Origin of the sequence: Bartonella japonica, assembly GCF_040545385.1 — a bacterium.
Classification (GTDB): Bacteria; Pseudomonadota; Alphaproteobacteria; order Rhizobiales; family Rhizobiaceae; genus Bartonella; species Bartonella japonica.
This window is the reverse complement of sequence record NZ_JBEPLT010000001.1, coordinates 103,238-127,736: the sequence shown is the minus strand read 5'-3', so window position 1 is coordinate 127,736 and position 24,499 is coordinate 103,238. Positions and strand designations below refer to the sequence as shown.

The 24,499-nt window shown below is 38.8% G+C and carries 16 protein-coding genes and 1 pseudogene; 12 read left to right on the top strand and 5 right to left on the bottom strand.

Annotation, left to right across the window (positions count from 1 at the left end; genetic code table 11):
* Window positions 1-802: 802 nt before the first annotated feature.
* Together ABID39_RS00575 and tsaD are read right to left on the bottom strand one after the other, a co-directional pair.
* Window positions 803-1,234: an EVE domain-containing protein gene (locus tag ABID39_RS00575; RefSeq protein WP_354184983.1), complete on the bottom strand. Its 432-nt coding sequence runs from the start codon at window positions 1,232-1,234 to the stop codon at window positions 803-805.
* Between the two features lie 860 nt (window positions 1,235-2,094).
* Window positions 2,095-3,183: a tRNA (adenosine(37)-N6)-threonylcarbamoyltransferase complex transferase subunit TsaD gene (gene tsaD / locus ABID39_RS00570; protein ID WP_354184981.1), complete on the bottom strand. Its 1,089-nt coding sequence runs from the start codon at window positions 3,181-3,183 to the stop codon at window positions 2,095-2,097.
* A gap of 385 nt (window positions 3,184-3,568) precedes the next feature.
* Between tsaD and ABID39_RS00565 the strand changes: the two genes are divergently transcribed.
* The 4 genes from ABID39_RS00565 (at window position 3,569) to ABID39_RS00550 (ending at window position 8,455) form a co-directional block, all read left to right on the top strand.
* Window positions 3,569-4,756: a COG4223 family protein gene (locus ABID39_RS00565; protein WP_354184979.1), complete on the top strand. Its 1,188-nt coding sequence runs from the start codon at window positions 3,569-3,571 to the stop codon at window positions 4,754-4,756.
* A gap of 11 nt (window positions 4,757-4,767) precedes the next feature.
* Window positions 4,768-6,333 carry a heme biosynthesis protein HemY gene (locus ABID39_RS00560; RefSeq protein WP_354184977.1) on the top strand — a complete coding sequence of 522 codons (1,566 nt, stop codon included), beginning with the start codon at window positions 4,768-4,770 and terminating at the stop codon, window positions 6,331-6,333.
* Between the two features lie 141 nt (window positions 6,334-6,474).
* Window positions 6,475-7,227 carry a glutamine amidotransferase gene (locus tag ABID39_RS00555; protein WP_354184975.1) on the top strand — a complete coding sequence of 251 codons (753 nt, stop codon included), beginning with the start codon at window positions 6,475-6,477 and terminating at the stop codon, window positions 7,225-7,227.
* Between the two features lie 223 nt (window positions 7,228-7,450).
* The gene (locus ABID39_RS00550; RefSeq protein WP_354184973.1) at window positions 7,451-8,455 is read left to right on the top strand and encodes a DUF2125 domain-containing protein; all 1,005 of its coding nucleotides are present in this window, start codon (window positions 7,451-7,453) and stop codon (window positions 8,453-8,455) included.
* 351 nt (window positions 8,456-8,806) lie between these two features.
* On the opposite strand, the gene ABID39_RS00545 is transcribed toward ABID39_RS00550, so the two are convergent.
* Window positions 8,807-13,498, bottom strand: a complete 4,692-nt coding sequence (locus tag ABID39_RS00545) for an NAD-glutamate dehydrogenase (RefSeq protein ID WP_354184971.1) — start codon at window positions 13,496-13,498, stop codon at window positions 8,807-8,809.
* A 260-nt stretch (window positions 13,499-13,758) separates the two neighbouring features.
* Here ABID39_RS00545 and ABID39_RS00540 point away from each other — a divergent pair, with 260 nt between their 5' ends.
* From ABID39_RS00540 to rpsP, 4 genes are all read left to right on the top strand, one after another.
* On the top strand, window positions 13,759-14,406 hold the full coding sequence (locus ABID39_RS00540) for a carbonic anhydrase (RefSeq protein ID WP_354184969.1): 648 nt from the start codon (window positions 13,759-13,761) through the stop codon (window positions 14,404-14,406).
* A 227-nt stretch (window positions 14,407-14,633) separates the two neighbouring features.
* Window positions 14,634-16,202 (top strand): signal recognition particle protein, encoded by a 1,569-nt coding sequence (ffh, locus tag ABID39_RS00535; protein WP_354184967.1) that lies wholly within the window; start codon window positions 14,634-14,636, stop codon window positions 16,200-16,202.
* 24 nt (window positions 16,203-16,226) lie between these two features.
* Window positions 16,227-16,526 carry a chorismate mutase gene (locus ABID39_RS00530; protein ID WP_354185367.1) on the top strand — a complete coding sequence of 100 codons (300 nt, stop codon included), beginning with the start codon at window positions 16,227-16,229 and terminating at the stop codon, window positions 16,524-16,526.
* A 42-nt stretch (window positions 16,527-16,568) separates the two neighbouring features.
* Window positions 16,569-16,934 carry a 30S ribosomal protein S16 gene (gene rpsP, locus ABID39_RS00525; RefSeq protein ID WP_354184965.1) on the top strand — a complete coding sequence of 122 codons (366 nt, stop codon included), beginning with the start codon at window positions 16,569-16,571 and terminating at the stop codon, window positions 16,932-16,934.
* Between the two features lie 333 nt (window positions 16,935-17,267).
* On the opposite strand, the gene ABID39_RS00520 is transcribed toward rpsP, so the two are convergent.
* The gene (locus ABID39_RS00520; protein ID WP_354184963.1) at window positions 17,268-17,483 is read right to left on the bottom strand and encodes a DUF1674 domain-containing protein; all 216 of its coding nucleotides are present in this window, start codon (window positions 17,481-17,483) and stop codon (window positions 17,268-17,270) included.
* An 83-nt stretch (window positions 17,484-17,566) separates the two neighbouring features.
* On the opposite strand from ABID39_RS00520, the gene htpX reads away from it, so the two are divergent.
* The 4 genes from htpX to purH all read left to right on the top strand — a co-directional run bounded on the left by htpX (window position 17,567) and on the right by purH (window position 23,564).
* Complete coding sequence (htpX, locus tag ABID39_RS00515) at window positions 17,567-18,616, top strand: zinc metalloprotease HtpX (protein ID WP_354184961.1); 1,050 nt, start codon at window positions 17,567-17,569, stop codon at window positions 18,614-18,616.
* A 34-nt stretch (window positions 18,617-18,650) separates the two neighbouring features.
* Window positions 18,651-20,018, top strand: a complete 1,368-nt coding sequence (locus ABID39_RS00510; RefSeq protein ID WP_354184959.1) for an RsmB/NOP family class I SAM-dependent RNA methyltransferase — start codon at window positions 18,651-18,653, stop codon at window positions 20,016-20,018.
* Window positions 20,019-20,082: 64 nt separating this feature from the next.
* The gene (locus tag ABID39_RS00505; RefSeq protein WP_354184957.1) at window positions 20,083-21,783 is read left to right on the top strand and encodes a heparinase II/III family protein; all 1,701 of its coding nucleotides are present in this window, start codon (window positions 20,083-20,085) and stop codon (window positions 21,781-21,783) included.
* 164 nt (window positions 21,784-21,947) lie between these two features.
* On the top strand, window positions 21,948-23,564 hold the full coding sequence (purH, locus tag ABID39_RS00500) for a bifunctional phosphoribosylaminoimidazolecarboxamide formyltransferase/IMP cyclohydrolase (RefSeq protein ID WP_354184955.1): 1,617 nt from the start codon (window positions 21,948-21,950) through the stop codon (window positions 23,562-23,564).
* A 4-nt stretch (window positions 23,565-23,568) separates the two neighbouring features.
* Here the strand turns inward: purH and ABID39_RS00495 are convergent.
* A pseudogene (locus ABID39_RS00495) lies at window positions 23,569-24,187 on the bottom strand (integrase arm-type DNA-binding domain-containing protein); the annotation flags it as partial.
* Between the last annotated feature and the right edge of the window lie 312 nt (window positions 24,188-24,499).

The following is a 24,499-nucleotide window of genomic DNA, read 5'->3' as shown; positions in this document are numbered from 1 at the left end:
AAGGAAAATTAAAAAAATCTTCTCAAAAACGCCTTTTTGTTGTTTCTATGATTGTTTGTCAACAAGAAGAAAATAGTGCGTTGGTCAAAATCACTCTTTTGTGCTCTCGAGCATTTTGCTATTTCTGTTTTCAAGCTGAAGGAGATGGTTTCACATCTTTAGAACATATGTACTATTTAGAGGATTTGACAATTATTTTTTATCGTTTCTTTCTATATTCGGTTTCATTTTTTCTCTGTTATTCGAATGCAAGATGATTGGTGTGAAGCGAGTGGTGATGCTGATTATGATCGTTTAATGTGTCTTCCTTATGAAGTAACAATCCGATACTATCATTGTATTTTTTAGCTTATTGTTGTTGTGACAGCTCTTGTATTAAAACAGTTCATAAGAAGCATCTTAAACAGCTTTTCTTTATACGATAACTGGGTTTATGACGTGCAAGAGAATAGTTTTGAATGATTCAACATAACCCAATTTGAAATGATATCTTAAAATATTCAGGATTCTTGTTCAAGAAGCAACAAAAATGCGTTTTTGATATGCAAAAGGATAATTATTATAAATCAATGCATTTCTACTTGCGATAACAGTATTGAGAATATGCATCGTGAAGATAAAATTTATACAATTATTTTAGCTTGGATTGGAATGTGATGGAATCAAAAATAGCAAGAGGAAGTACTGTCTTTATGCATTTGGCATGAGAAAATTACATGCAAACAAAAAGAGGTATTGCACCCTTCTGCCGTGATATGGAATATTTTTACCGAACATAAGTCGACGAACAAAGATTATTGTTTTAAGAGAGCTCTTCAACTTTAAGGTTGCCCATCAAACAAATTTCTTTCCATTCATTTTCTGTCACGGGTTGTACTGATAAACGACTCATATTGACGAGCACCATATTTTCTAATTTTGGATTCTCTTTAATCTGCTTTAATGAAACAGGTGTCGGCATATCACAAAGTGCACGGATATCTACGCACTCCCAGCGTGGATCAGAGCTCGTAGAATCAGGATGTGCTTCAGCACAGACTTCTACAATGCCTACAATTTCTAATCCTTTGTTAGAATGATAAAAAAAACCTTTATCACCATATTTCATGGCACGCATATTGTTACGGGCTTGATAATTGCGTACACCATCCCATTGTTCGCCATCCGTGCCTTTTTTCTTTTGCATGTCCCATGACCATTTTTGAGGTTCAGATTTAAAAAGCCAATAAGCCATGCGCTCTCCTTTTATAGATCGTTTATCTTTCATAAAACATAAGTGTTTATATAAGATTATTGAGTGCAGCCAAGCATGATTTTTGATTTAAAATGAGGTGAAAGTTTATGATCGATTGGTTTATTTTTTAGAAATAATCAAATTGTAGGAGAATAACACTCTATGCTTTCTCGCTGTTTTATGGATTGTGTGGTGTCATTTCACTTTTAGAAGGAAAATATGTGTGTGTATTGGAGAAATGAGCTATGGGTTGCTACTATGGCGTGGCAAGTTTAGTTGCTTTGTGACTTTGATCTAGAAAGAACACTCTGTGATTGTGCTGAGTTGAAAAAACGGTGCAGGAAAATTACTCCTCCAAAGGGTCAAAGATTAAAATTGTAAGGGTAACAGGTAAAATCTCTTATTACAACCTCACGTTATGGTGAATGAATTGAAACTGTTTCTTTGTAGCGTAAGTGGGATCGGTGTGGGGATAACAATCGCTTTAGAAAAATGCTTCTTATGCGATGTGCTATACTTCGACTTGGCATATAAAAGCTGAAATTGTTTGCAAACTATTTTCCTACCTTTATCTTTGTTGTAAACATATTACTGTCATAAGCTGGCACCATCATTATATTTTTTAGATTTTACGACAGCTCTTGCATTTGACGGTTCATAAGAGGCATTTTTAGTCTTTTTTGAAGTGATTTTTACTTACATATCAACTCATATTGTGATGTGAAAGAGAATGGTTTTGATGGATTCAAGATAAACGAGTCTCAATGAAAAAACCTCTATTCGGGATTTTCATTCAACATGAAAATAGCAAATTATTATTATAAATCAATATATTGAATGTTAAGCGCTAAGTTATTTTCTTATGCTTTTGTGCCACGGCGTCCCATACCTATCAAGGGGGTTGCTTTCTCATCTAATGGCCAACGTGAGCGAGGGGCAATATCAAGAGGGCTTGTTTCTCCTCGTGCAAGTTTTTGTGCTCCAGCAAAAGCAATCATCGCAGCATTGTCAGTACACAAGGAAAGAGGGGGAGCTATAAATTCAAAACCATGCTGATGTGCAAGCTCTCGCAATGTAGATTGAATGGCTTGGTTAGCAGCAACTCCCCCAGCGACGACTAAAGCAGGAGGATGCTGTCCTTGATGAAGGGGATACTGTTGAGTAAAGTGTTGCAAAGCCAGCTGAACGCGATCACGTACTGTATCGGTAACTGCTGCTTGAAAACTTGCTGCAATGTCAGCAATATCAGTTTCTGTAAGAGGAGCCATGGCTGTTGCTGCTTGCCGAACAGCGGTTTTGAGTCCTGAAAAGGAAAAATCTAATCGTTTTTCACCTTTTAAAGGTCGGGGAAGAAAAATGCGATTTTTATCTCCCAATAAAGCAGCTTTTTCAAGTGCTGGACCTCCAGGATAAGGCAGACCTAAGAGTTTTGCTGTTTTATCAAAAGCCTCTCCCAAGGCATCGTCAATGGTGGTCCCTAAACGTTGGTAGTTTCCTACTTCGTGCACAAGGATTGTTTGTGTATGACCACCTGAGACTAATAGCAGTAAATAAGGAAAAGAGACATTATGCGTTAGCACGGCTGTTAAAGCATGTCCTTCTAAATGATTGACAGCAATAAAAGGTTTTCCAGTGGCAAGAGAGAGTGCCTTTGCACTCATAACGCCTACCAAAAGTCCTCCTATCAATCCAGGACCACTTGTGACTGCAATGGCATCAATATCTTTTAATTTTGTGTTCGCTTCTGTCAAAGCTTTCAGAATTAAACTATCGAGAATTTCAACATGAGCACGGGCTGCAATTTCAGGAACAACACCACCGTAAGGTGCGTGATGATCAATTTGACTCCAAACAATATTGGAAAGAATTTGACTATTGCCTTCATTGTTGTATTCAACAACAGCAGCAGCAGTTTCATCACAACTTGTTTCTATTCCCAACAGGCGCATTTCAAACAAAACCTTATGTTAAAAATTCTTTCTCTGAGTGGGTATCACGAACAGGTAAAGATGCAAAGAACTTCTCTTGAAGCTGATTCTTCCATAAAAAAATGCATCTTAACATATCCTCTTAATATAATGGCTGTGTTGGTAAGAAATTAAGTTGTATTTTTTAGTATAGAATAGTCAGTATATTTAAAAAATCTTATTGAATAAAATATATAATTTTATTGTTCCCAATGAAAATGCGGTGTTGAAAATTTTAGTGAAGCTATATTCTTTACAAACAGAGTTTGAAATAATTTGTGCTCTTTGCGAAATTCTTAATTTTTTAAAGATTTTTTCATTTTGTTATTTTATCGTGAAGAGAAGTTGTGCACAAAAAGTGACTAAGATGGTAGATTCTTTAAAAGAAAAAGTTAAACCTCATTATGCTGGTAATCGTCGCAAGAAGTCTGTAATTGCACATGAAGCTGTGAATCATGATTCAGAAAAAATTGCGCCAAGTTCAGTAGAATTGGATGCAATAGAAAAACAGAGCGAGAAAAATACGCAGAAGCAATGCATATTTCATATGACTTGGCTTTGTTTTCTTATTTCAGGAATTTGTGGTGGTCTTATTGCTTTGAGTCTTTTTATAGGACTTCAATGGATGGATTTGGTTCCTTCTTCTTTTGTAGAAAATCGTGATGAAGGCGAAAAAGCTTTGCAAATTGCTGAAACAGCAAAAGGTCAAAGTGAAGAAACAATGAAGCAATTGAGAAGTGTTCTGCAAGAAATTGATGCATTAAAAACAAAGTTGACTTCTTTTTCATCACAACAGATTGAAACGTTGCAAAATGATGAAGAATTGCAAAAAGAAAGCAGAAGAGATTTTACTATTTTAGAGGAAAAAGTGAAAGCTCTTGAAGAGTCCACACAAACTTTTGTGGAAATTTCAAAAAAGATAGAAACAGCTTTATCCGTTGGGCAAAATAATGCCAGTGCTCTTGCTGTCTTAGAGCAACGGTTAGAGACACTGCAGGAAGATACTGCGGCTAAAAAGGATGAGAAAAAAGCAATAAATACTGAATTGTTTATTGCAATTAGTGCGCTGAAAAATGCTATAGAACGTGGTGGGTCTTATAGTGATGAATTAAAGCTGTTACAACAATTATCACCTGCAATTGATGGTTTGGATTTGTTGCAAAAGACAGCCACTATAGGTCTTCCAAGTGCAACACAACTTGCAGCTGATTTTGCGCATGTTGCGGATACAATTGTTGCAACGCAAAATAGTGCTCTTTCAGATACGGGATTTTTTAAACGGATTTTAATATGGATGAAAGGTCTTATTATTTCGCGGCCGATTGGAAATGTTGAAGGTATGACGCTGGAAGCGATTGCGGCGCGGATGGAAGTTGCCATTCAAGCAGGTAATTACGAAAAAGCTTTGAACGAATGGCAAACATTACCCCAAAATGCGAAAGATATTTCATGGGATTTTGTTCATCAGCTTGAAACACACATGGCTATTCATCAGTTTCTTCAGAAGTTGTTGGTGTCTGTGCAACAAGAATCTTTTAAGGAAACAAAAATGTAAATAGGCTGAAGATGATACGTGTTTTTATTTATAGTTTTGTTATATGCATGCTAGGGCTAGCGTTTGGGTGGGTGGCTCATCACAATGGTGTTTTGGTCTTAACATTTTTGCATTTTCGAATTTCAGCTTCACTGCTTACTGTCTTAAGTCTGCTTATTTTGTTTTTAGGAACTTTAGCGTTTTTAGGATGGCTTTTGTATGTCCTTTTTTCTCTACCCAGTACTCTTTCCAATTACTTTTATAAACGGCATAAAAAACACGGTTATGAAGCTCTTTCAAAAGGGATTCTTGCAGTTTTTGCGGGTGATAGCGTTGCAGCCCAACAAATGGGAGCACGTGTTGGTAAATATCTTTCAGACACACATGAGCCGTTGGTGAAACTTTTACAAGCCCAGACCTTATCTTTGCAAAATAATTCTTCTTCTGCCATCAGCATTTATGAGGAAATGAGAAAGGAAACACCAACAAAATTAGCTGGGCTTTACGGTTTGTTTCGCGAAGCTATCAAGAATAAAGCTTACGAAGCAGCTCAACAATATGCAGAAGAAGCCTTGGCTTTATCACCAGCACTTTCATGGGCTCATAAAGCCACGCTTGAGCATTTTAGTATGAGCGGGCAGTGGGATAAAGCACTTGCTGTTTTTGAACGTGCACAAAAAGCTTTACCACGCTCGATCCGTTCAACTGTAGAATCTCAACATACACAGGTTTTGCTGTTAAGTGGGCAAGCCCTTCATTTATTTGAAAGATATCCTGCACAAGCACGTGCAGCTATTTTGAAAGCACATAAATTAGAGCCGGATTTTGTGCCAATAACAGTGATTGCTGCTGATATTCTTTATAAATTAAATGAAACACGTAAAGCTGATAAAATGGTTATTGCAGCTTGGCAGAAAGAACCTCATCCTGATTTAGGGGCACTTTATCTTGAAAGAGAAGCCGGCGCTGTTGGGCGGTTGAAAAGGGCAAAGACACTTGCTTCTTATAATAAAGATACATTTGAGTCGGCTTTTCTTATTGCTAAAGCTGCTCTGGATGCTGGTGAAACGATACTCGCAAGAGAGCAGGCACAAAAAGCACTTCAATATTATCCGCGGGAAAGTGTTTATCTCTTGTTGGCAAATATTGAGGAAGCTCAGGGAAATAATCAGGGTGTTGTGCGTCAATGGCTTTCTCTAGCACTTCGTGCTGAACGTGATCCAGTGTGGATGTGTGATGATGCCATTTTCCCTTCTTGGTTGCCGGTTTCTCCAATAAGTGGACGTTTGGGGTGTTTTGAATGGAAAGTTCCTTCCCATATGCCTCCCTTTACATTAGAGGCTGCCAGTATTACAGAAGTTACCAATATTACGTCAAAAAAACAAAATAAAGAAAATATCGTGAAGAAAAGTGCTTGTGTTGAAGATAAAGTGCTTGAAGAATATCTTCCTGTAGAGGATCCTTTTTTGCGGAATGTGCAGACAGAAAAAGAAGGTGTGAAGACATTAAAACAAACTCACTTAAATGTTGATGATCCAGGTATTAAAACAGAAGAAGAAGAGGAATCTTTATCGAAAAAGAAATTTCGACTGTTTTAGAGAGAAGAAGCATGTTGGTTATTTATGGATAGATGAGATTGGTTTTTAAAACGTGGTCGAAGCCAATATTGTTTGCCGAAATTCTTTTCTTACGCGTGAGATATAAAACTTTGCTTGGTTTTAAAAGTGATTAGTTAAAAAATGTTTTTAGATCAAAGATGTTTTGGTAAAAAGCAAATAAAGAGTAAACCAAGGATTGCGGTGGTTATGCATCGCCGATCTACCTATACTGGTCGATTGGGGAAATTTTTGCAGAAAAGTGGTTTTGTTCTTGATATTTATCAACCTATTTTGGGACAAAAACTTCCTGAGACGTTGAAGCATTATGCTGGTGTTGTTATTTTAGGGGGGCAGATGAGTGTGAATGACAAGGAGGCATATATTGGTGAAGAAATTGACTGGATTTCTTTGTCTTTGAAAGAGAATAAGCCTTTCTTGGGTATTTGTCTTGGAGCGCAGATGTTAGCCCGAAATCTAGGAGGACGTGTTGGTACAAGAAGTGATAGAATTGTTGAAGTTGGTTGGTATCCACTTGAAGCTACTCCACAGGGCAAAGCATTGATGAATTGGCCAAGAATGGTCTATCATTTTCATAATGAAGGTATTTATGATCTCCCTGAGGATGCAGAACTTTTGGCAACAGGTCACATATATCCTACGCAAGCTTTTCGTTATGGGGAAAATGCATGGGGTTTGCAATTCCACGCTGAGTTTACGCGTGCTATGATGAGACGTTTAGTTGTGCGTTCGGCACATAAACTGACCGAAAAAGGTGCTCAGTCCGCTTCCGAACATCTAAAAGGTCGTTTAATCTATGATCAAGCTTTGAGCCAATGGTTCGAAAACGCATTGCAACGGATTTTTGTGTGTCCATCACATCTGTATGAGAACTAAACATCTGCATGAGAACTAAGAACTTTGATCATTGTCATAAAATAAGGAAATTTTTTATTTTGTCTGCGTTATCTCAATTAATCTCAATACGGAAAAGTGTTTCTTTGGGATATTTGATTTATGGGTTATTTTTTTTCTCATACTTATTTATAGCTCACTGTTTTTTTCGCATAAAATAGAAGATCGTATTTCTGATTTATTTGCAAAGGCGTCTGCCCATAATATGATAGTTGTGTGTGAGAAACTACGCAAGAATGGTTATCCGTTACGTGTCGGTGTTGCTTGTGATCAATTTCAGTTTTTTTGGCCTTTACACAGGTTTTCTTTATTAACTGCGCGTTTAACTGTTGGTACACCAATTTATACACCTCATTTTGTCGAGTTTAACATTCATTCTCCTGCATCAATTGTTTTCTCTCAAAAAACGCCTGTGGTATCGCGCTGGCGCAATCTGGTGATTCAAACGGAACCTTATTGGAGAATGGGTAAAACATTTAAATTTATGGTCGAAGGGCTTGAAATTTTTACCATTGCTTCATCTCTCGAGGATCAGAAATTTCAAGGAAAATTGAGATCACAGACGAAAAAACAGGAGATGATACAAGAAGATATCGAAGAGCAAGCATCTTTAAAAGATACTTTAGATGTGATTATGTCTCCGTTAGATAATGTGTTTTCTTTAGACAAGGAGAATACGTCGCAGAAAATAACGGCAGAATTTTTGCGACTTGATCTTAAACAAGAGAAGAATAATTTGTCAGGGCACATGACTTTCGATGATTTTGACGCTTCCGTATTTTTCGCTCCTTATTTTGTTGATTTTCCAAAAATTGATGGCAATTTGAAATGGACTTTTAATGATGTGCCTCATCTGTTTAAAAATGGGACAGGTCCTTGGAAATGGCGTTTGTATGGAAAAAGTGGTTTTTTAAAACATAGCGAATTGACTTTTCATTCAGGCGGAGGGATGCGTGTTAGTGGGCCTTTTTCTTTTGATGATGAAGGATATTTGACTGCAGAATTTAAACTTGTTGTGGTGCAACACATAAAATTTCTTACGATTCTGCAACGCTTGTTTCCTGAGCAAACTAAAAATTTACACGCTTTATTTTTTATTTTAGGTGCTATGCCTAAAAGTGCAGAGGGCTATCCCGTCTTACCCTTGTTGATTAACCATGGACGGGTAAAATTAGGTTTTTTAAAACTTGGTCGTTTTGCACCACTCTAAATCTAAAAGATATTATTTAAAACTTCAAATATTGGACTAAAAGTTGTTCAATCATATCTTCTGCAAAGGTAAAACGAGAAATATAGAGATCATTTTCAATGAGAGAACCTATGCGGTTTGTGATATTGTGAATTTGATCTTCTTTTGTTTTTCTCGCAAGCTACGAATAAATTATCTTTTGCTCTTTTGGCGCTATGCTTAAATTCATTTAGGCAATGAGTGTAAAAGTGTAAACGACACTTCCTTCCACCCTTGTTGGTTACATGGGTGGATAAAATTAGTTTTTTAAATTTGGTCGTTTTGCACCACTCTAAATCTAAAAGATATTATTTAAAACTTCAAATATTGGGCTTAAAGTTGTGCAATCATACCTGCTGCAAAGGTAAAACGAGAAATATTGAGATCATTTTCAATGAGAGAACCTATGCGGTTTGTGATATTGTGAATTTGATCTTCTTTTGCCTTTCTCCAAGCTTCAAATGGATTATCTTTTTTTCCATAATCTTTCAGGATTTTCATAACAATTTTTCGTAAGCTTTCAGCAATATTTTCTTTAGCTTGATTTAAGGCCATACTGTCATAATAATCAAGAACAAGGACTGTTTGACTTGCCTCATTAATACGGTTGATCCGAATGGTTTGAGCAAGTGAAAAATAGATCTCTGCGGTTTTAATAAGGTCGCTGTTACTCCGTTTTGCAATCAAAGAAATGTCACAAATTATTGGAGCAGCTTCCAAGAGAGCCAATTGTTTTGCTAAAGTTTTTTGCGCTCCTTCTTCACTATAATGTGCCGTTTTTTCTTTAATTTTTTGATTGATATCTTTATCGTTGGAATGTGTAAGCAATTCTTTAATAAGTGTACGGGCTTGCTTTATTGTTTTTACAAGTTCTTCTAATGGGGCAGAAAAGTCCATATTGCGTAGCCCCCAATTTGTTGTCTCAAAGAGCATTGAAGTAATGGCTGCGTAGAATTTGTTTTGGACAAGTCCAGGTATTTTATTATCAAGCTTATCAATATGATCAGACAATTGAGGTATTTCAAAACCATCGCACAGTGCAATGAAAACACGAATAATATTTTCAACTTTTTGTTCTGTTGCATCTTGTAGCCGACTAACAAAAGTAGGTCCTCCACGATTTACAATATCATTAGCAAGCTGCGTTGCAATAATATTACGACGCAACTGGTGATTAATAATCTCTTTCTTAAATTTTTCCTGAATTTGAGTTGGAAAATAATGCAATAAAAGTGCATTAAAATACTGATCATCAATAATGGGGCTATGGACGATCTGTTCTTTTAGAGTTAATTTAGCATATGCCAAAATAACAGCAAGCTCTGGACGTAGCAGTCCTTGACCTTGTGTTATTCTGTGTCGCAAAATTTGTTCATTAGGGAGAATTTCAACTCTACGATCCAGAAGTTTTTTCTGTTCTAAATCATGCATAAATTGTATTTGATAAGGTAAATCAGTAATGCTTTGGTTTTCAGCTAGAGAAAGAGCAAGAGGTTGCAAATAGTTGTTACGCAAAACCAATTGTTCAACTTGTGAAGTCATTTCTTTCAAGAGTTGATTCCGTGCCTCACGGGTAAGCGTTTTTGCACGTAGTGCTGATGCTAAAACAATTTTGATATTGACCTCAACGTCTGAACAATTAACACCTGCGGAATTATCAATAGCGTCTGTATTGCATCGTCCTCCGTTTAAGACATATTCAATCCGACCACGTTGTGTAACGCCAAGATTAGCACCTTCACCAATAATTTTTGCACGAACTTGTTCACCAGTAATGCGTAATGCATCATTTGCACGGTCTCCTACTTGAGCATCAGTTTCTGTTGTTGCACGAATATAAGTACCAATGCCTCCAAACCATAAAAGATCAACAGGTGCTTTGAGAATTGCAGAGATAATTTCAAAGGGAGTTCCTGTCTGTTTTTCGAAACCAATGGCTTGTGCTGCTTCGGGTGAAAGAGTAATCGTTTTCATTGTGCGTGAAAAAATACCACCACCCTTTGATAATTTTGTTTGGTCGTAATCCTGCCAACTTGAACGGGGGAGCTTAAAAAGGCGCATACGTTCTGCATAGCTTTCAGCGATATTTGGATCTGGGTCGATAAAAATATCACGGTGATCAAAGGCAGCGATAAGTTTTGTCTGTTTGGAAAGAAGCATTCCATTGCCAAAAACATCTCCAGACATGTCACCAACACCAACACAGGTGAAGGGGGTTGTTTGGATATCGTGATTAAAAGATTCTCTAAAATGTCTTTTAACTGCTTCCCACGCACCTTTTGCTGTAATACCGACGGCTTTGTGGTCGTATCCTGCTGAACCTCCAGAGGCAAAAGCATCATCAAGCCAAAAGTGGTTCGCTTGGCTGATGGTATTGGCTGTATCAGAAAATGTCGCCGTGCCTTTATCAGCAGCGACAACGAAATAAGGGTCATGTTCATCATGGCAGACGATGTTGTCAGGAGGACTTATTTTATCGTTCACCAAATTATCTGTGAGGGAGAGCAAAGCTGTGATAAAATCAATATAAGCTTGTCGTGCAGCTTCTATGATGATCGCACGATCATTGGTTTGTGGAAGGCGATGAGGATAAAATCCACCTTTTGCACCGACAGGAACGATAACGGCATTTTTGACCTGTTGCGCTTTGACTAAGCTTAGCACTTCAGTGCGATAATCCAGTGCACGATCAGACCAGCGAATTCCACCGCGAGCGATAGGGCCAAAACGTAAATGAACACCTTCAACTTCTGGTCCATAAACAAAAATTTCCCGATAGGGGCGTGGTTCAGGTAAGCCTTCGATTTGGCGGGGATCTAACTTGGTTGCTAAAATACGCCGTGGACTACCATTTGAAAGAGGGGTAAAGGCATTGGTGCGTAAACTTGCTTCGATAAGATTGCGATAACGGCGTAAGATGAGATCATCATCTAAACCAGATACTCTTTGTAATTTTTCTTCAATGCGTTGTTGAATAATGTGCTGATTTTTTGCTCGCTCTTTCTCTGTATGGCTTTGATGAAATTTCAAGTGAAACAAAGCATAAAGATCTTGAGTAATATCAGGATAGGAATTTAAAGTTTGGGCAACGCGGTCTTGTGAATAAGGAATTCCAGCTTGTTGGAGATAGCGTCCATAATGGCGTAAAATGACAATTTCATGCCAATTCAGTTCAGCTGTTTGGGTTAAAGAATTAAAGGCATCATTATCAGCATTTTGAGCCCAAGTTGCTTCAAATGTTTCAGCATATTTTTGACCGTTTTTATCGAAATCAATGGATAGTTGGAAAGTGCTTTCCAGTTGCATATCATGAAGATACACAGAGTTTCCATTGCCATCCGGCAATTCAAGTGTTTGTTCAGCAATGACTCGAAAACCCATATTTTCCAAGAGTGGTACACGCTTAGAAAGGGCAAGTGCTTCATTCCGGTGAAAAAGCCGCAGAGAAATATTTTGTTTTTCTTTATTATGTGCGTTATAAAAGGTAACAAAAAGCGGTTTTTCATCATGAAGACTTAAAATATGTCCGGCATCTTCAATGGCGTTTTCAGCTGAAAATAAATCACGATAGCTGTTTGGAAATTGGCTAGCCAAACGTGTTTGTTGTTCCGTTGTTTTGCGCGTAATGGCTATGGCTTGAACAGATTCTTCCCAACTTCGTGCGATAGAACGTATATGTTGCTCAAGTGTAGCGCGTTCAATAAGAGGAGCACTCCCTTTCCCTTTGCGATGGATAATATAATGGACCCGTGTAAGGGTACTTTCCAGAAACAATGGGTAAGACTCAAAAAAATCACCATTGTAAAGCTCAACAAAATATTTACCGATTTTTTCGCGAATATTGCTGCTATATTGATCACGTGGAATGTAAACAAGAATAGAAACAAAGCGCCCAAAAGAATCCGTATGGGCAAGAACTCGCAAACGTGGACGCTCATCGAGTTGCATAATCAGTTTGGCATTTTCCGTCAATGTATCAATGTCAGAGCGGAACATTTCATCTCTTGGATAGGTCTCTAAAACACTGAGAAGCGCCTTTCCAGAATAGTCAGTGCGATTGTGTCCAAGGCGTTGAATGATGGTTTGGGCTTTCTCTTTTAAAAAAGGGATTTGCAAAATAGAGCGCGTATAAGCTGAAGAAGTAAACAATCCTACAATGCGCAATTCTCCACATAGTTTGTCTTCTTTTTTATCAAAGATTTTAAAACCAACATGATCGAGCCAAACAGAACGGTGAATTTTTGAGCGGTTATTGGCTTTTGTTACAATAAAGAGGTTATCACTTTCCATGAAAGAGAGGATTTCCTCAGGAGGTTCTTCCACACGCGTATCACCAATGATACGAATAGAGGCATTGGTGAGAATTCCCAGTGCAATAGTGCTTGTTGTAAAGGATTTTGAAGATTCTTTGTCTTTGCTGTAGTTATAAGTACGCATACCAAGGAAGATGAAATTATCGTCCATCAGCCAATTAAGAAATTCAATGGCTTTTTTTCCCTCTTTTTTGTAGTGTGTTGGAAGACTTGTTTGATAAGCATGGATATGCTTTTTAACTTCTTCAAGCATTGGTTGCCAATCTTGTACAGCGGCATTGACCTGTTTAAGGACTAAATTAAGTTCGTCTTTGAGTTTTTGTATTTGTTGTTCGTTTAGGAACTCAATGTGGATCTGCATCAAGCTGATGCGTTGTCCGGAAGCACATTCAAGAACAGGGTGTGCAATCAAATAAATGTGGTTTTTGTTCTGATTAAAGACGTTTAAAATAGAATCAAGGAGAAAGGGCTTATTATCGTTGACAAGTGTAATAACTGTTATTGGTTGGTTTCCGCGTGTTAAATTTTGTTCAAAGTAGATGGTACTTTCCCCTGCTTTATGAAGATTAAAAGCATTAATGGCGACAGTAGCAGCTTTTTGGAGTTCTTTGTTTTCATAATAGACAATATCTTCTTTATCGGTATGAGCAAAAAGAATTTGTTCTATTTCATTTTGATTGCTTTTTATCTCTGATGCTTGTTGTTTTAACACAGTGATTGTCCCTTTTTCTCTTTGTGCTCTTTAAAATCTTTTTATAAGAACAAGTCTTTATAAGATTTTCTCCAGTGTAGCATCTTATTTTTATAGGGAATAGAGATTTATTTGGAGAGAATAACTTTGTTTCTTCCAGTTTATAGTAATAATCTGCTACTATGAGGAAATGTTTTACGTCTGTGATAAGGATATTTTTAGTATCTTGGTATGTTGATAATTTGTTCTTAAAGATACACAAAAATGAAAGTAAATAGAGAATGATGCGTTTGCCTGAAAGACTTTTAAGCGGTTATCAAGCCTTTCTAAAGAATAATTTTGCATATAAAACAGCACGTTATCAACAACTAGCAATTGAAGGGCAGAAGCCTGAAATTTTGGTCATTGCTTGTTGTGATTCGCGGGCAATACCAGAAACAATTTTTGATGCTAAGCCAGGCGAAATTTTTACTTTGCGCAACGTAGCAAATTTGGTTCCTCCTTTTTCTCCTGATAATCAATATCACGCAACTTCATCAGCTATTGAATATGCCGTGCAATTGCTTGAAGTTAAGCATATTGTTGTTTTTGGTCATGCCCATTGTGGGGGGATAAGTGCTGCTCTTAAGGAGACGTGTCGATCTTTATCATCAAATGATTTTATTGGTCAGTGGATTAGCCTTTTATCTCCAGCAGTGCAAACAATTGTTAGCAATAAATCGCTGACAGTATCAGAGCAGCAGATCGCATTAGAACAGCTTTCTATATATCATTCTTTGAGGAATTTAGAAACATTTCCTTGGATAAAGGCACGCAGAGGGCAAGGTATTTTGACATTACACGGAGTTTGGTTTGATCTTTCAAGTGGTGAATTATGGAGTTTAGAGCAGGAAACAGGTCGATTTATACGCGTTGAGGAGGGGAAATGAAAAGTGTAATGTTTATTGTCTTTTTGAAGTATTGTATGATAAACCTTGACAAAGAGGGGCTTTTATTGTTTGAAAGAGCGAGCTTTCAGTAACAAAATTGACTTGGAGCCACCGACTGAGACCCCAATTTTAAGGGTATGAAGAGATCTCAGAGGTCAACGTCCGACAACGCGATGCGTCCTCGGATGCCAATTTGGTTTGTTTGTTATGCAGCAATGAGGTAAATAATGTTTGAGTCCTTACAAGAACGGCTTGGTTCCATACTGTCTCATTTGACAGGACGTGGTGCTTTGTCAGATCAGGATGTGGCAACAGCGCTGCGTGAAATTCGTCGTGCTTTATTGGAAGCTGATGTTGCACTTGATGTTGCACGTTCTTTTATGGATAGGGTTCGTGAAAAAGCCGTTGGAGCCGAAATTGTTAAATCAATTAAACCTGGACAGATGGTTGTTAAAATTGTCCATGACGAGTTGGTTCATATTCTTGGCAATGAAGGCGTTCTGAGTGATTTAAACGCACCGGCACCTGTTGTTATGATGATGATTGGTTTGCAAGGTTCCGGAAAAACAACGACAACTGCAAAGTTGGCTAAACGTTTAACAGACAAAAATAATAAAAAAGTTCTCATGGCATCGTTGGATACGCGTCGTCCTGCGGCACAGGAACAACTACGCCAGTTAGGAGAACAGGCAAAACTTGCTACTTTGCCTATTATTGCTGGGCAGTCTCCCGTCGATATTACAACACGTGCGGTACAAGCTGCCAAATTGGGTGGCTATGATGTGCTGATTCTTGATACAGCAGGGCGCAACCATATTGATGAAGCTTTGATGCTTGAATTGGCTGAAATTAAAGCTTGCTCATCTCCCCATGAAATTATGTTGGTTGCTGATAGTCTTACGGGTCAAGATGCTGTTCACCTTGCACGTTCTTTTGATGAACGAGTAGGAATTACAGGAATTATCTTAACACGTATGGATAGTGATGGTCGCGGTGGTGCGGCTCTTTCAATGCGTGCTGTTACAGGAAAGCCGATTAAAGCAATTGGAATCGGTGAAAAAATAGATGCTCTGGAAGAATTTCATCCAAGTCGTATTGCCGATCGTATTCTGGGAATGGGTGATATTGTTTCTTTGGTTGAGAAAGCTGCTGAAACAATGGATCATGAGAAAGCTGCTGCTTTTGCAAAAAAGATGCAGGCTGGAAAATTCGACCTCAATGATCTTGCAGAACAATTGCAAAAAATGAAAAAACTTGGAGGAATGGGCGGAATCATGGGGATGCTGCCAGGGTTGGGTAAGGTAAAAGATCAAATTGCTGCTGCGGGACTTGATGATCATTTGTTTAATCGTCAATTGGCTATTATTTCATCAATGACACCTTTCGAGCGGGCCAATCCAGAACTCTTGAAACATAGTCGTAAACAAAGGATTGCCAAGGGATCTGGTACAACTGCTGCTGATATTAATAAGCTCTTAAAAATGTATCGTCAAATGGCTGATATGGTTAAAGCTATGGGAGGCAAAGGAAAAGGCGGTTTGATGGGAAAAATGCTAGGAGGGCTTGGTTCTAAGATAGGTTTTGGAGGTTTGGGAGAGGCTGGCAAAGATGCTCAGATTATGCCTGATTTGTCGGGGTTGGATCCAAAAAAAATGTTAACATTGCAAAAGCAAATTGAAGGTACCCATGGAGGGGGAGTATTACCCGGTCTTCCTGGACGTACTCCTATGTTTCCTGGTCTTTCTAGTGGTCTTGCCAATAGAGAAAAATTTCCTCACAATCCCAAGAAAAAATAAGATGTAAGGAGGGAAGGGAGCATGATGCAGGAAAAGATATTGAATGAATTGGCGCAGTTACGAGAATCCATTGATAATTTTGATGCAACGCTGATTCATATTTTGGCAGAGCGTTTTCGATGTACAAAAGAAATTGGGCATTTAAAAGCGCGTTATAATTTGCCTACAGTTGATCCTCTACGTGAGCACAGACAATTCGTGCGGTTGCGGCAGTTGGCTATAGATAGTCATCTCGATCCCGATTTTGCTGAAAGACTTTTTAAGTTTATCATTAAAGAGGTTGTACATCATCATGAGATGATTGCCGAAGGGCAAAAAAACTAAATCAATTTAAACGAAAGCCAGGACTGATATAGGAGATAAAATATGGCATTAAAAATTCGTTTGTCCCGTGGAGGTTCAAAAAAGCGTCCTTACTATCACATTGTTATTGCGGATGCTCGTAGTCCGCGCGATGGACGCTTTCTTGAACGTGTTGGTGCATGGGACCCAATGTTGCCTAAAGATGGACCGCGTGTAAAACTTGATGAAGAACGTATTCAATATTGGCTTGGTCAAGGGGCGCAGCCAACAGATCGCGTGTTACGGTTTTTAGATGCGGTTGGCTTGAAAAAACGTCCAACCCGCAATAATCCACATAAAGGTGAACCTGGCAAAAAGGCTCAAGAACGTATTGCTGCTGCACAACAAGCTGCTGAAGAAGCAGCTGCTGCTCCAGCAGAAGAAGCATGATTATGTTTAAAATGTCTTTAAAGTGTTTGCAGAAAAGAATAGTTATTATGCGTTTTGGGTAAATAAAATTGAATTTCTTCTGAAAGGATATTTTATTTTTTAAGTTAATATTTGTCTGTTAAAAGTTAATGGCACGGACTTTAATTTCCTAGTCTCCATAGCGTGAAGTGTCTTTACTGCCGTGCCTCTTTTTTAGGAGCTGTTTTTATTTTATTGTATGCACGTTTTTATAGAGCAGAATGATTGTTATGCATTTTTAATAGATAAAAACAGATTTCCTCAAAAGGATGTTTGATTTTTTAAGCCAATATTTGTTTTTTATGAAGCCAATGACTAGAAATCAATAGCCCGTCCTTTGATTTCCCAGTCTCCATAGCGTGAGGGATCTTTGCCACCGCGTCCACCATTTTCTAAGGGTTTTTCTTCGTTTTTTTCATTTTTACGCCTTTCCTCAGCTTCATTTAGAGCACGTTGTGCTGCAGGGGAAAGCGATTGCTGTTGATGAGTGGGTTCGTTTTGTCTGTTTATTTTCTCGTCTTTTTTGTTCATTTTACACCTGTTCCATTGAAGAAGCGGAAAGAAAACACCATCATATAATATTGATTATGTTTTATCATGGAGTTTTTTGAGTAATGAATATAATGCGTACAGCAATGCTTTTAGCTTTTATGACCGCTCTTTTTATGGGAGTTGGTTACCTTGTTGGAGGGGGTAGTGGCATGATCATTGCACTTTTGATGGCAAGTGGTTTAAATTTTTTTTCTTATTGGAATTCGGATAAAATCGTTTTACGCATGTATGGCGCGCGTGAAGTTGATCAGCATTCATCGCCCGTTTATTATAAGATTGTAAGCGATTTAGCGAAGAAAGCCTCTCTTCCTCAACCAAAAGTTTACGTTCTTGATAGTGCACAGCCAAATGCTTTTGCTACGGGACGCAATCCACAAAATGCAGCCGTTGCTGCAAGTACAGGATTGTTAGAACGGTTAAGTGTAGAGGAAATTGCTGGTGTTATGGCGCATGAGTTGGCACATATTGAACATCGTGATACGTTGACAATGACACTGACTGCAACAATTGCAGGAGCAATTTCGATGCTTGGAAATTTCGCTTTTTTTATGGGGGGACCGCGTGATTCTTCGGAACATTCTCATGGTACAGGTGGAATTGGGGGCATTATAGCGATGCTTGTAGCACCTTTTGCGGCTATGCTTGTGCAAATGGCTATTAGTCGCACGCGTGAATATGCTGCTGATCGACGGGGTGCTGAAATATGTGGTAATCCGTTATGGTTGGCTTCGGCATTGCGTAAAATTGCTGATGTTGGACGTAAAGAATACAATGAAGAGGCAGAGCATAATCCAGCAACAGCACATATGTTTATTATCAATCCCTTGAGCGGTGAAGGTGCTGATAGCCTTTTTTCTACGCATCCAGCGACGGCAAATCGTATTGCTGCTCTTTATCGACAGGCGGAAGAGATGAAGGGAGAAATGCTTAAAACTATGGAATGGGGTAAAGAAGGCGGTTTGCAGGAAGAAAAGAGAAATTTAGATTATAGAGATCTGGATTATGATGCACAAAACAATGGATCAGATAATCAGGAAAAAGGAGCTTTTCAGCGTGCTACAAAACGTCCTTCTTGGCTTCGTTATGAAAATTCAGAAAGATCTCGGTCATAATATTTTCAGGAAATGAAGGCATAAAGGTGGTGTTTTGAAACATGAAAAAGCGGGTCGTGTGTCCGAGAAAAATGTTCCAGGATTAGGTGTTCGGCGGGTCTGTACTCGTCTTTTAGGGGCGGTGCTTGATAAGCATGCGTCTCTTTCGGGGTTAACGGATAATGAACACGGACATCCACAATATTTAGAGCTTTCACAAAGAGATCGTTCGTTGTGTAGAGCTATTTTGTCTACAGTTTTGCGTCATCGGGGGCAGATTATAGCTGCTTTATCATGTTTTTTGAGGCGCCCTTTACCTTCACAAGCACTTTCACTTCAGCATCTTTTGCATATCAGTGTGGCTCAAATCCTTTATCTCGATATTCCCGATCATGCTGCGATTGATTTAGCCGTGCGTGTAGCAAAACTTGATCCTCGTATGCATCGGTTTTCTGGAGTCGTTAATGCTCTTTTACGTAATGTTGCACGTGAAGCAGAGGTGTTACGTCAGAAAACTCTTAGCATTGAAGGAATTCCGATATGGTTTGGGCAGCTTTTGGTGTCAGCTTATGGAAAAGAAAAGGCTGAACAGATTTTAGAAATTCAAGCTATTGAACCACTTCTCGATTTAACTGTGAAATCTGATAGTATTGGATGGGCGCAACAGCTTGGAGGTGTTGTATTGCCGAATGGCTCCGTTCGGTTGAGTCGTTTGGAATGTTCGGTTTCTGATTTACCAGGCTATAGGGAAGGAGCTTGGTGGATTCAGGATTTTGCAGCAGCATTGCCTGCTTGTTTGCTCGGCAATATTCAGGGAAAACAGGTTGCTGATCTTTGTGCAAGTCCTGGGGGGAAAACAGCGCAATTGGTTTTGCAAGGGGCTGAAGTGACAGCTGTTGATATATCTGCCAATCGGATAAAGCGTTTAAAGGAAAATATGGAGCGTCTTCATTTGTCAGTTCGTACTTGGCAGGGAGATGTGAGAAATTTTCATCCTGAACAACTTTTTGATGCCGTTCTTCTTGATGCTCCTTGTTCTTCAACAGGAACGATACGCCGTCATCCTGATATTTTATGGACAAAATCGGTAAACGATATCGCTAAGTTGGCAGCGTTGCAATATGATTTGCTTGTTGCAGCAATTGCTTTGGTGAGAAAAGGTGGGCACATCGTTTTTTCTAATTGTTCATTGGCAAGAGAAGAAGGTGAAGATCTTATCGAAAAGATTTTATCTGCACGCAGTGACATTGTTTTAGAGCCTATTTCCTCTAAAGAAATGGGCGCTATGGCGCATTTGCTCTCTTTTAAAGGGACTTTGCGAACGACACCTGCGGATTTTTGTCATCAAAATATTGACACTGAAAAAAATGTGTTTTTAGGAATGGATGGTTTTTTTGCAGCGCGTTTGCGGAAAGTGGCTTAATTAACGGTTCATTTACTCAAATGAACGAAATTGTGCATGATTTAGCAGGTACGGAGATGAAGTTGTGGCGATTGCGATAAAAGGTCCTCAAGTAAAGGTCTCGGACTTTATGTATATAGCGCACAAATTGATACGGCGCTTATGGGTTGGACCATTGTTTCGTTGGCGATTTTCAGGCTTTCGTCCCCATAAAATTTTAGCACATCCCATTGATTTGCAGTTGGCTGATCCAGTCGTGGCGCATGAATTTTATCACGGTCGGTTTGCTTTTGCTGGCCATATTGTTCATGCTGGTGCTGTTTCACCTTTTTCGTTGGTTCCTCCAGCGCCGGAATGGGAAATAGCCCTTTATGATTTCCACTGGTTGCGCCATATGACAGCAGCCGAGAGTAATTTGGCTACAGCGCATGCACGTTCTCTCTTAACAGATTGGCTTGATCATGGTGGCAAAAGAATAAAGGGATCTGCTTGGAGTGCGCCGGTTGTGGCACGGCGTTTAATTTCATGGATCTGTCATTCAAAAATGTTGTTGCAAGGGGCAAGTGAACAGTTTGAAAAACGCTTTTTGTGTGCACTTGGTTTTCAGTTTCGTTATTTGCATACAATGATTTACAGTATGGAAAACAATGATCAGCGTTTACAAGCTGCAGTAGCTTTGACATTTGCATCACTTGCTTTGCCTGTTTCTGCAGCAATGAAAAAAAAGGTGCAAATCTTTCTCATAGAGGAGCTTTCACGTCAAATCTTGGTGGATGGCGGACATATTTCGCGTAGTCCTGTCATTTTGCTCAATTTATTATCGGATTTATTGTCGTTACGTCATTTCTTTGCGCACAGCAATGAAATAGCACCACGTGCTCTTATTGATTCTGTTGAGCGTATGTTTCCGGCTTTACGGTTTTTTATCCATGAAGATCAAACATTGGCGCGTTTTAATGGTGTTGGTCCTCTTGTTCCAGAGCGCTTATCGGAACTTTTAAAGCTTGATGAAACAGTGGGACATCCTTTTAGTTATGCACGTTATTCAGGGTTTCAGCGTTTACAAGCCAATCAGACGACAGTGCTTGCGGATACAGGAAAATTTCCACCACGCTCTGCTGCAGAACATGCTGGGTCGGGATGTTTATCTTTTGAAATGTCCTCACAGGGAAGTCGCTTTATTATCAATACGGGTGTTAATCCCTATGGGCGTGAAGAATATCGCCATTTAGGGCGTGTCACTGCAGCACATTCAACGGCAACAGTTAATGATTATTCTGTTGGTGTTTTTCATAAAAAAAAGAAAAATGGTGCTTCACTTTTGCTTGATGGACCAACGGATGTTAAAGTGTGTCGTATAGAAGATGCAGAAAAAACTGGTTTTATTGCAAGTCATAATGGTTATGTGCGACCTTTTAATCTTATTCACGAACGCGGTCTTATTTTAACGACAAATGGGGAAATGATTGAGGGGTTTGATCGTTTTTTTCCGGCAAAGGAAAGGTTCTCAAAGAGACATAAAGCCATTCAAAGTGAACAAAACAGTGTTGCTGTTCGGTTTCACCTTCATCCGCAAGTTGCAGTTCATTATGATGGTAAGCGCGTATGTTTATCTGTAGAGAATGGGCAAATATGGTATTTTATATCGCCTGATGTTGATATTTGTCTTGAGGATTCAATTGATTTTGCTGAATTAACAGGTCCACGATGTACACAACAGATTGTTTTGTATTTTTGTCCTGCACTTCAGGAAAAGATTCATTGGCGTTTTATGCGTGATTCATGAGGGCAATATTTGATCCTTTATAGATAAGAATAAGAATGAGACATTCTTTGTGTGTTAAACGCAAGAGATTTTATCCTTTTGGTGTATTTTAATAATGGCGTGTGCTATAAACACAGAAGCTTGTTTCATTTGATTTTGATCATTTTGTTTTTAGGATTTTTCTTATGGGTGTTGTTGCAAAAAAATTTCCCATACCTGATCTTCATCGGGTTCGTCGTGTTCTTCTTTCTGTATCAGATAAAACAGGCGTTGTTGCATTTGCGCAAGCGCTTCATGCTTACGGTGTTGAGTTGATTTCGACAGGGGGAACAGCAAAATCCTTAATGGCTGCTGGTTTGTCTGTGAAAGATGTTGCCGAAATTACAGGATTTCCGGAAATCATGGATGGACGTGTCAAAACACTGCATCCTTTGGTCCATGGTGCTTTATTGGGAGTAAGAGAGGATCCCAACCATAAAGATGCTATGGAAAAGCATGATATTCATGGAATCGATCTTCTGGTAGTCAATCTTTATCCCTTTGAGGAGACTTCTCAATCTGGGGCGGATGATCAGACAATTCTTGAAAATATTGATATCGGTGGACCAGCAATGATCCGTGCAGCAGCAAAGAATCATGCTTATACCGGTGTTATAACAGCAGTCAGTGATTATGATCTGGTTTTAGCTGAATTAAAAAGGCATGATGGGTGTTTAAGCTTGTCTATGCGGCGTCAGTTAGCAATGCGTGCTTATGCACATACAGCTGCTTATGATACGGCGATAGCAGCGTGGTTTGCGCAGAATTTAAAAGTTGAAACGCCATCGTGGCAGAGTTTTTCTGGTCATCTTAAAGAGGTTATGCGTTATGGAGAAAATCCACATCAAAAGGCAGCATTTTATCGCAATAGCGATAAACGCTTTGGTGTTGCAACAGCAAAACTCTTGCAAGGTAAAGAACTTTCTTACAACAATATAAATGATACAGATGCTGCATTTGAACTTATAGCTGAATTTGAACCCCAAAGGACTGCAGCTGTTGCTCTTATTAAACATGCGAATCCTTGTGGTGTTGCAGAAGGACAGAGTTTGAAAGAAGCTTATTTGAAAGCACTTATGTGTGATAATGTGTCCGCATTTGGTGGAATTATTGCGTTAAACCGGTCTCTTGATGAAGAATGTGCGGAAGAGATTATTAAAATTTTCACGGAAGTGATTATTGCTCCAGATGCGACAGTGGCTGCTCGTGAAGTTATTGCGAGAAAAAAGAATCTTCGTTTACTTGTAACAGGTGGAGTCCCTGATCCACGTTGTGAAGGGCTTGTTGCTAAAACGCTTGCTGGAGGAGTTTTAGTGCAGTCGCGTGATAATATGGTGGTTGATGATCTTAAAATGCAAGTGGTAACAAAACGTGCGCCAAGCCAAGATGAAATGCGTGATCTTCAGTTTGCTTTTCGTGTCGTAAAACATGTTAAATCAAATGCTATTGTTTATGCAAAAAATAGTGCAACAGTTGGAATTGGCGCGGGACAGATGAGTCGTATTGACGCAGCAAAAATTGCTGCATCTAAAGCTGAAGAAAGTGCACAAAGGGCAGGGTTAATAGAGTCACCAGCGAAAGGATCAGTGGTTGCATCGGATGCATTTTTTCCTTTTGCAGATGGATTGTTAGCAGCTGTTGAAGCCGGTGCAACAGCAGTGATTCAACCGGGCGGATCAATGCGTGATGAAGAAGTTATTGCCGCAGCGGATGATCATGGTTTAGCGATGGTTTTTACTGGTGTGCGGCATTTTCGCCATTAGCGCTTATGGCTGGTCTATTAGTGACCGTATGGCGTTGTTTTCCTAAGAGAGATTTTACTTTTTCTACAACTTGTAAATCAACATCTATACCTAATGCAGCCGCATGTCTGAGACAAAGATTAAGACGTATCAATGCTATTCTAGCAATTACAGCCTTTGTATGACAAATAGGAGCAAGCGTATTGCGTATCTCTGTTTGCGTAATTTCAGAAACGGGGAGACAGCCTAATTTGGGGAGAATATGAAGGCGTAAAGTGTAAACCATTGACCATTTTTACTATCTCCTTTGAGGTCAGCTTTATGACTTTCAAAAGTCTCTAAAGCAATGTCTTTTAAATAATGGAGATTGCCTCACGCTTTTATTTATTGCGTTCTTTAATAGGGTCACGACCTTCACGTAAAATAGAACGCCACCCAGTTGCTAATTCACAGGCTTGTTTTAAAGACACATGTCTTAAGGCACCTAATCCCATTTCACGGCGCCGCCCATGAAGGGTATACCGTAAAATCCATTGAGCACCTCCATCTTTACGCTTATGGAGTAACAAGCCGGCACCATCATTATATTTGCCAGCCCCCAATGTTGCAACAGATCTTGCACTAAGACGGTTCATAAGGACCATTTTTACTCCTTTCTTATACAAATTTGATCCACACACTCACCCCGTTTGTTATGGGTAAATGAGTGGTTTTGTTTGATTCAAAATAAACAGCTTTGGAATGAGAGAATCTTACGATATTCAGGACTCTCACTCAATATGAATAATGCTATATTATCATTATAAATCAAAGCCTTGCACGCTTTTTAACAGATATCTCTTTTGAACAAAAGTCAGTGGTTCAAAATAAGCTCATGATTTCTAAAATAAATATTGGAAATTATAAAAACAAACATTGGCTTAAAAAATCAAATACTCTTATGAATAATATCATTT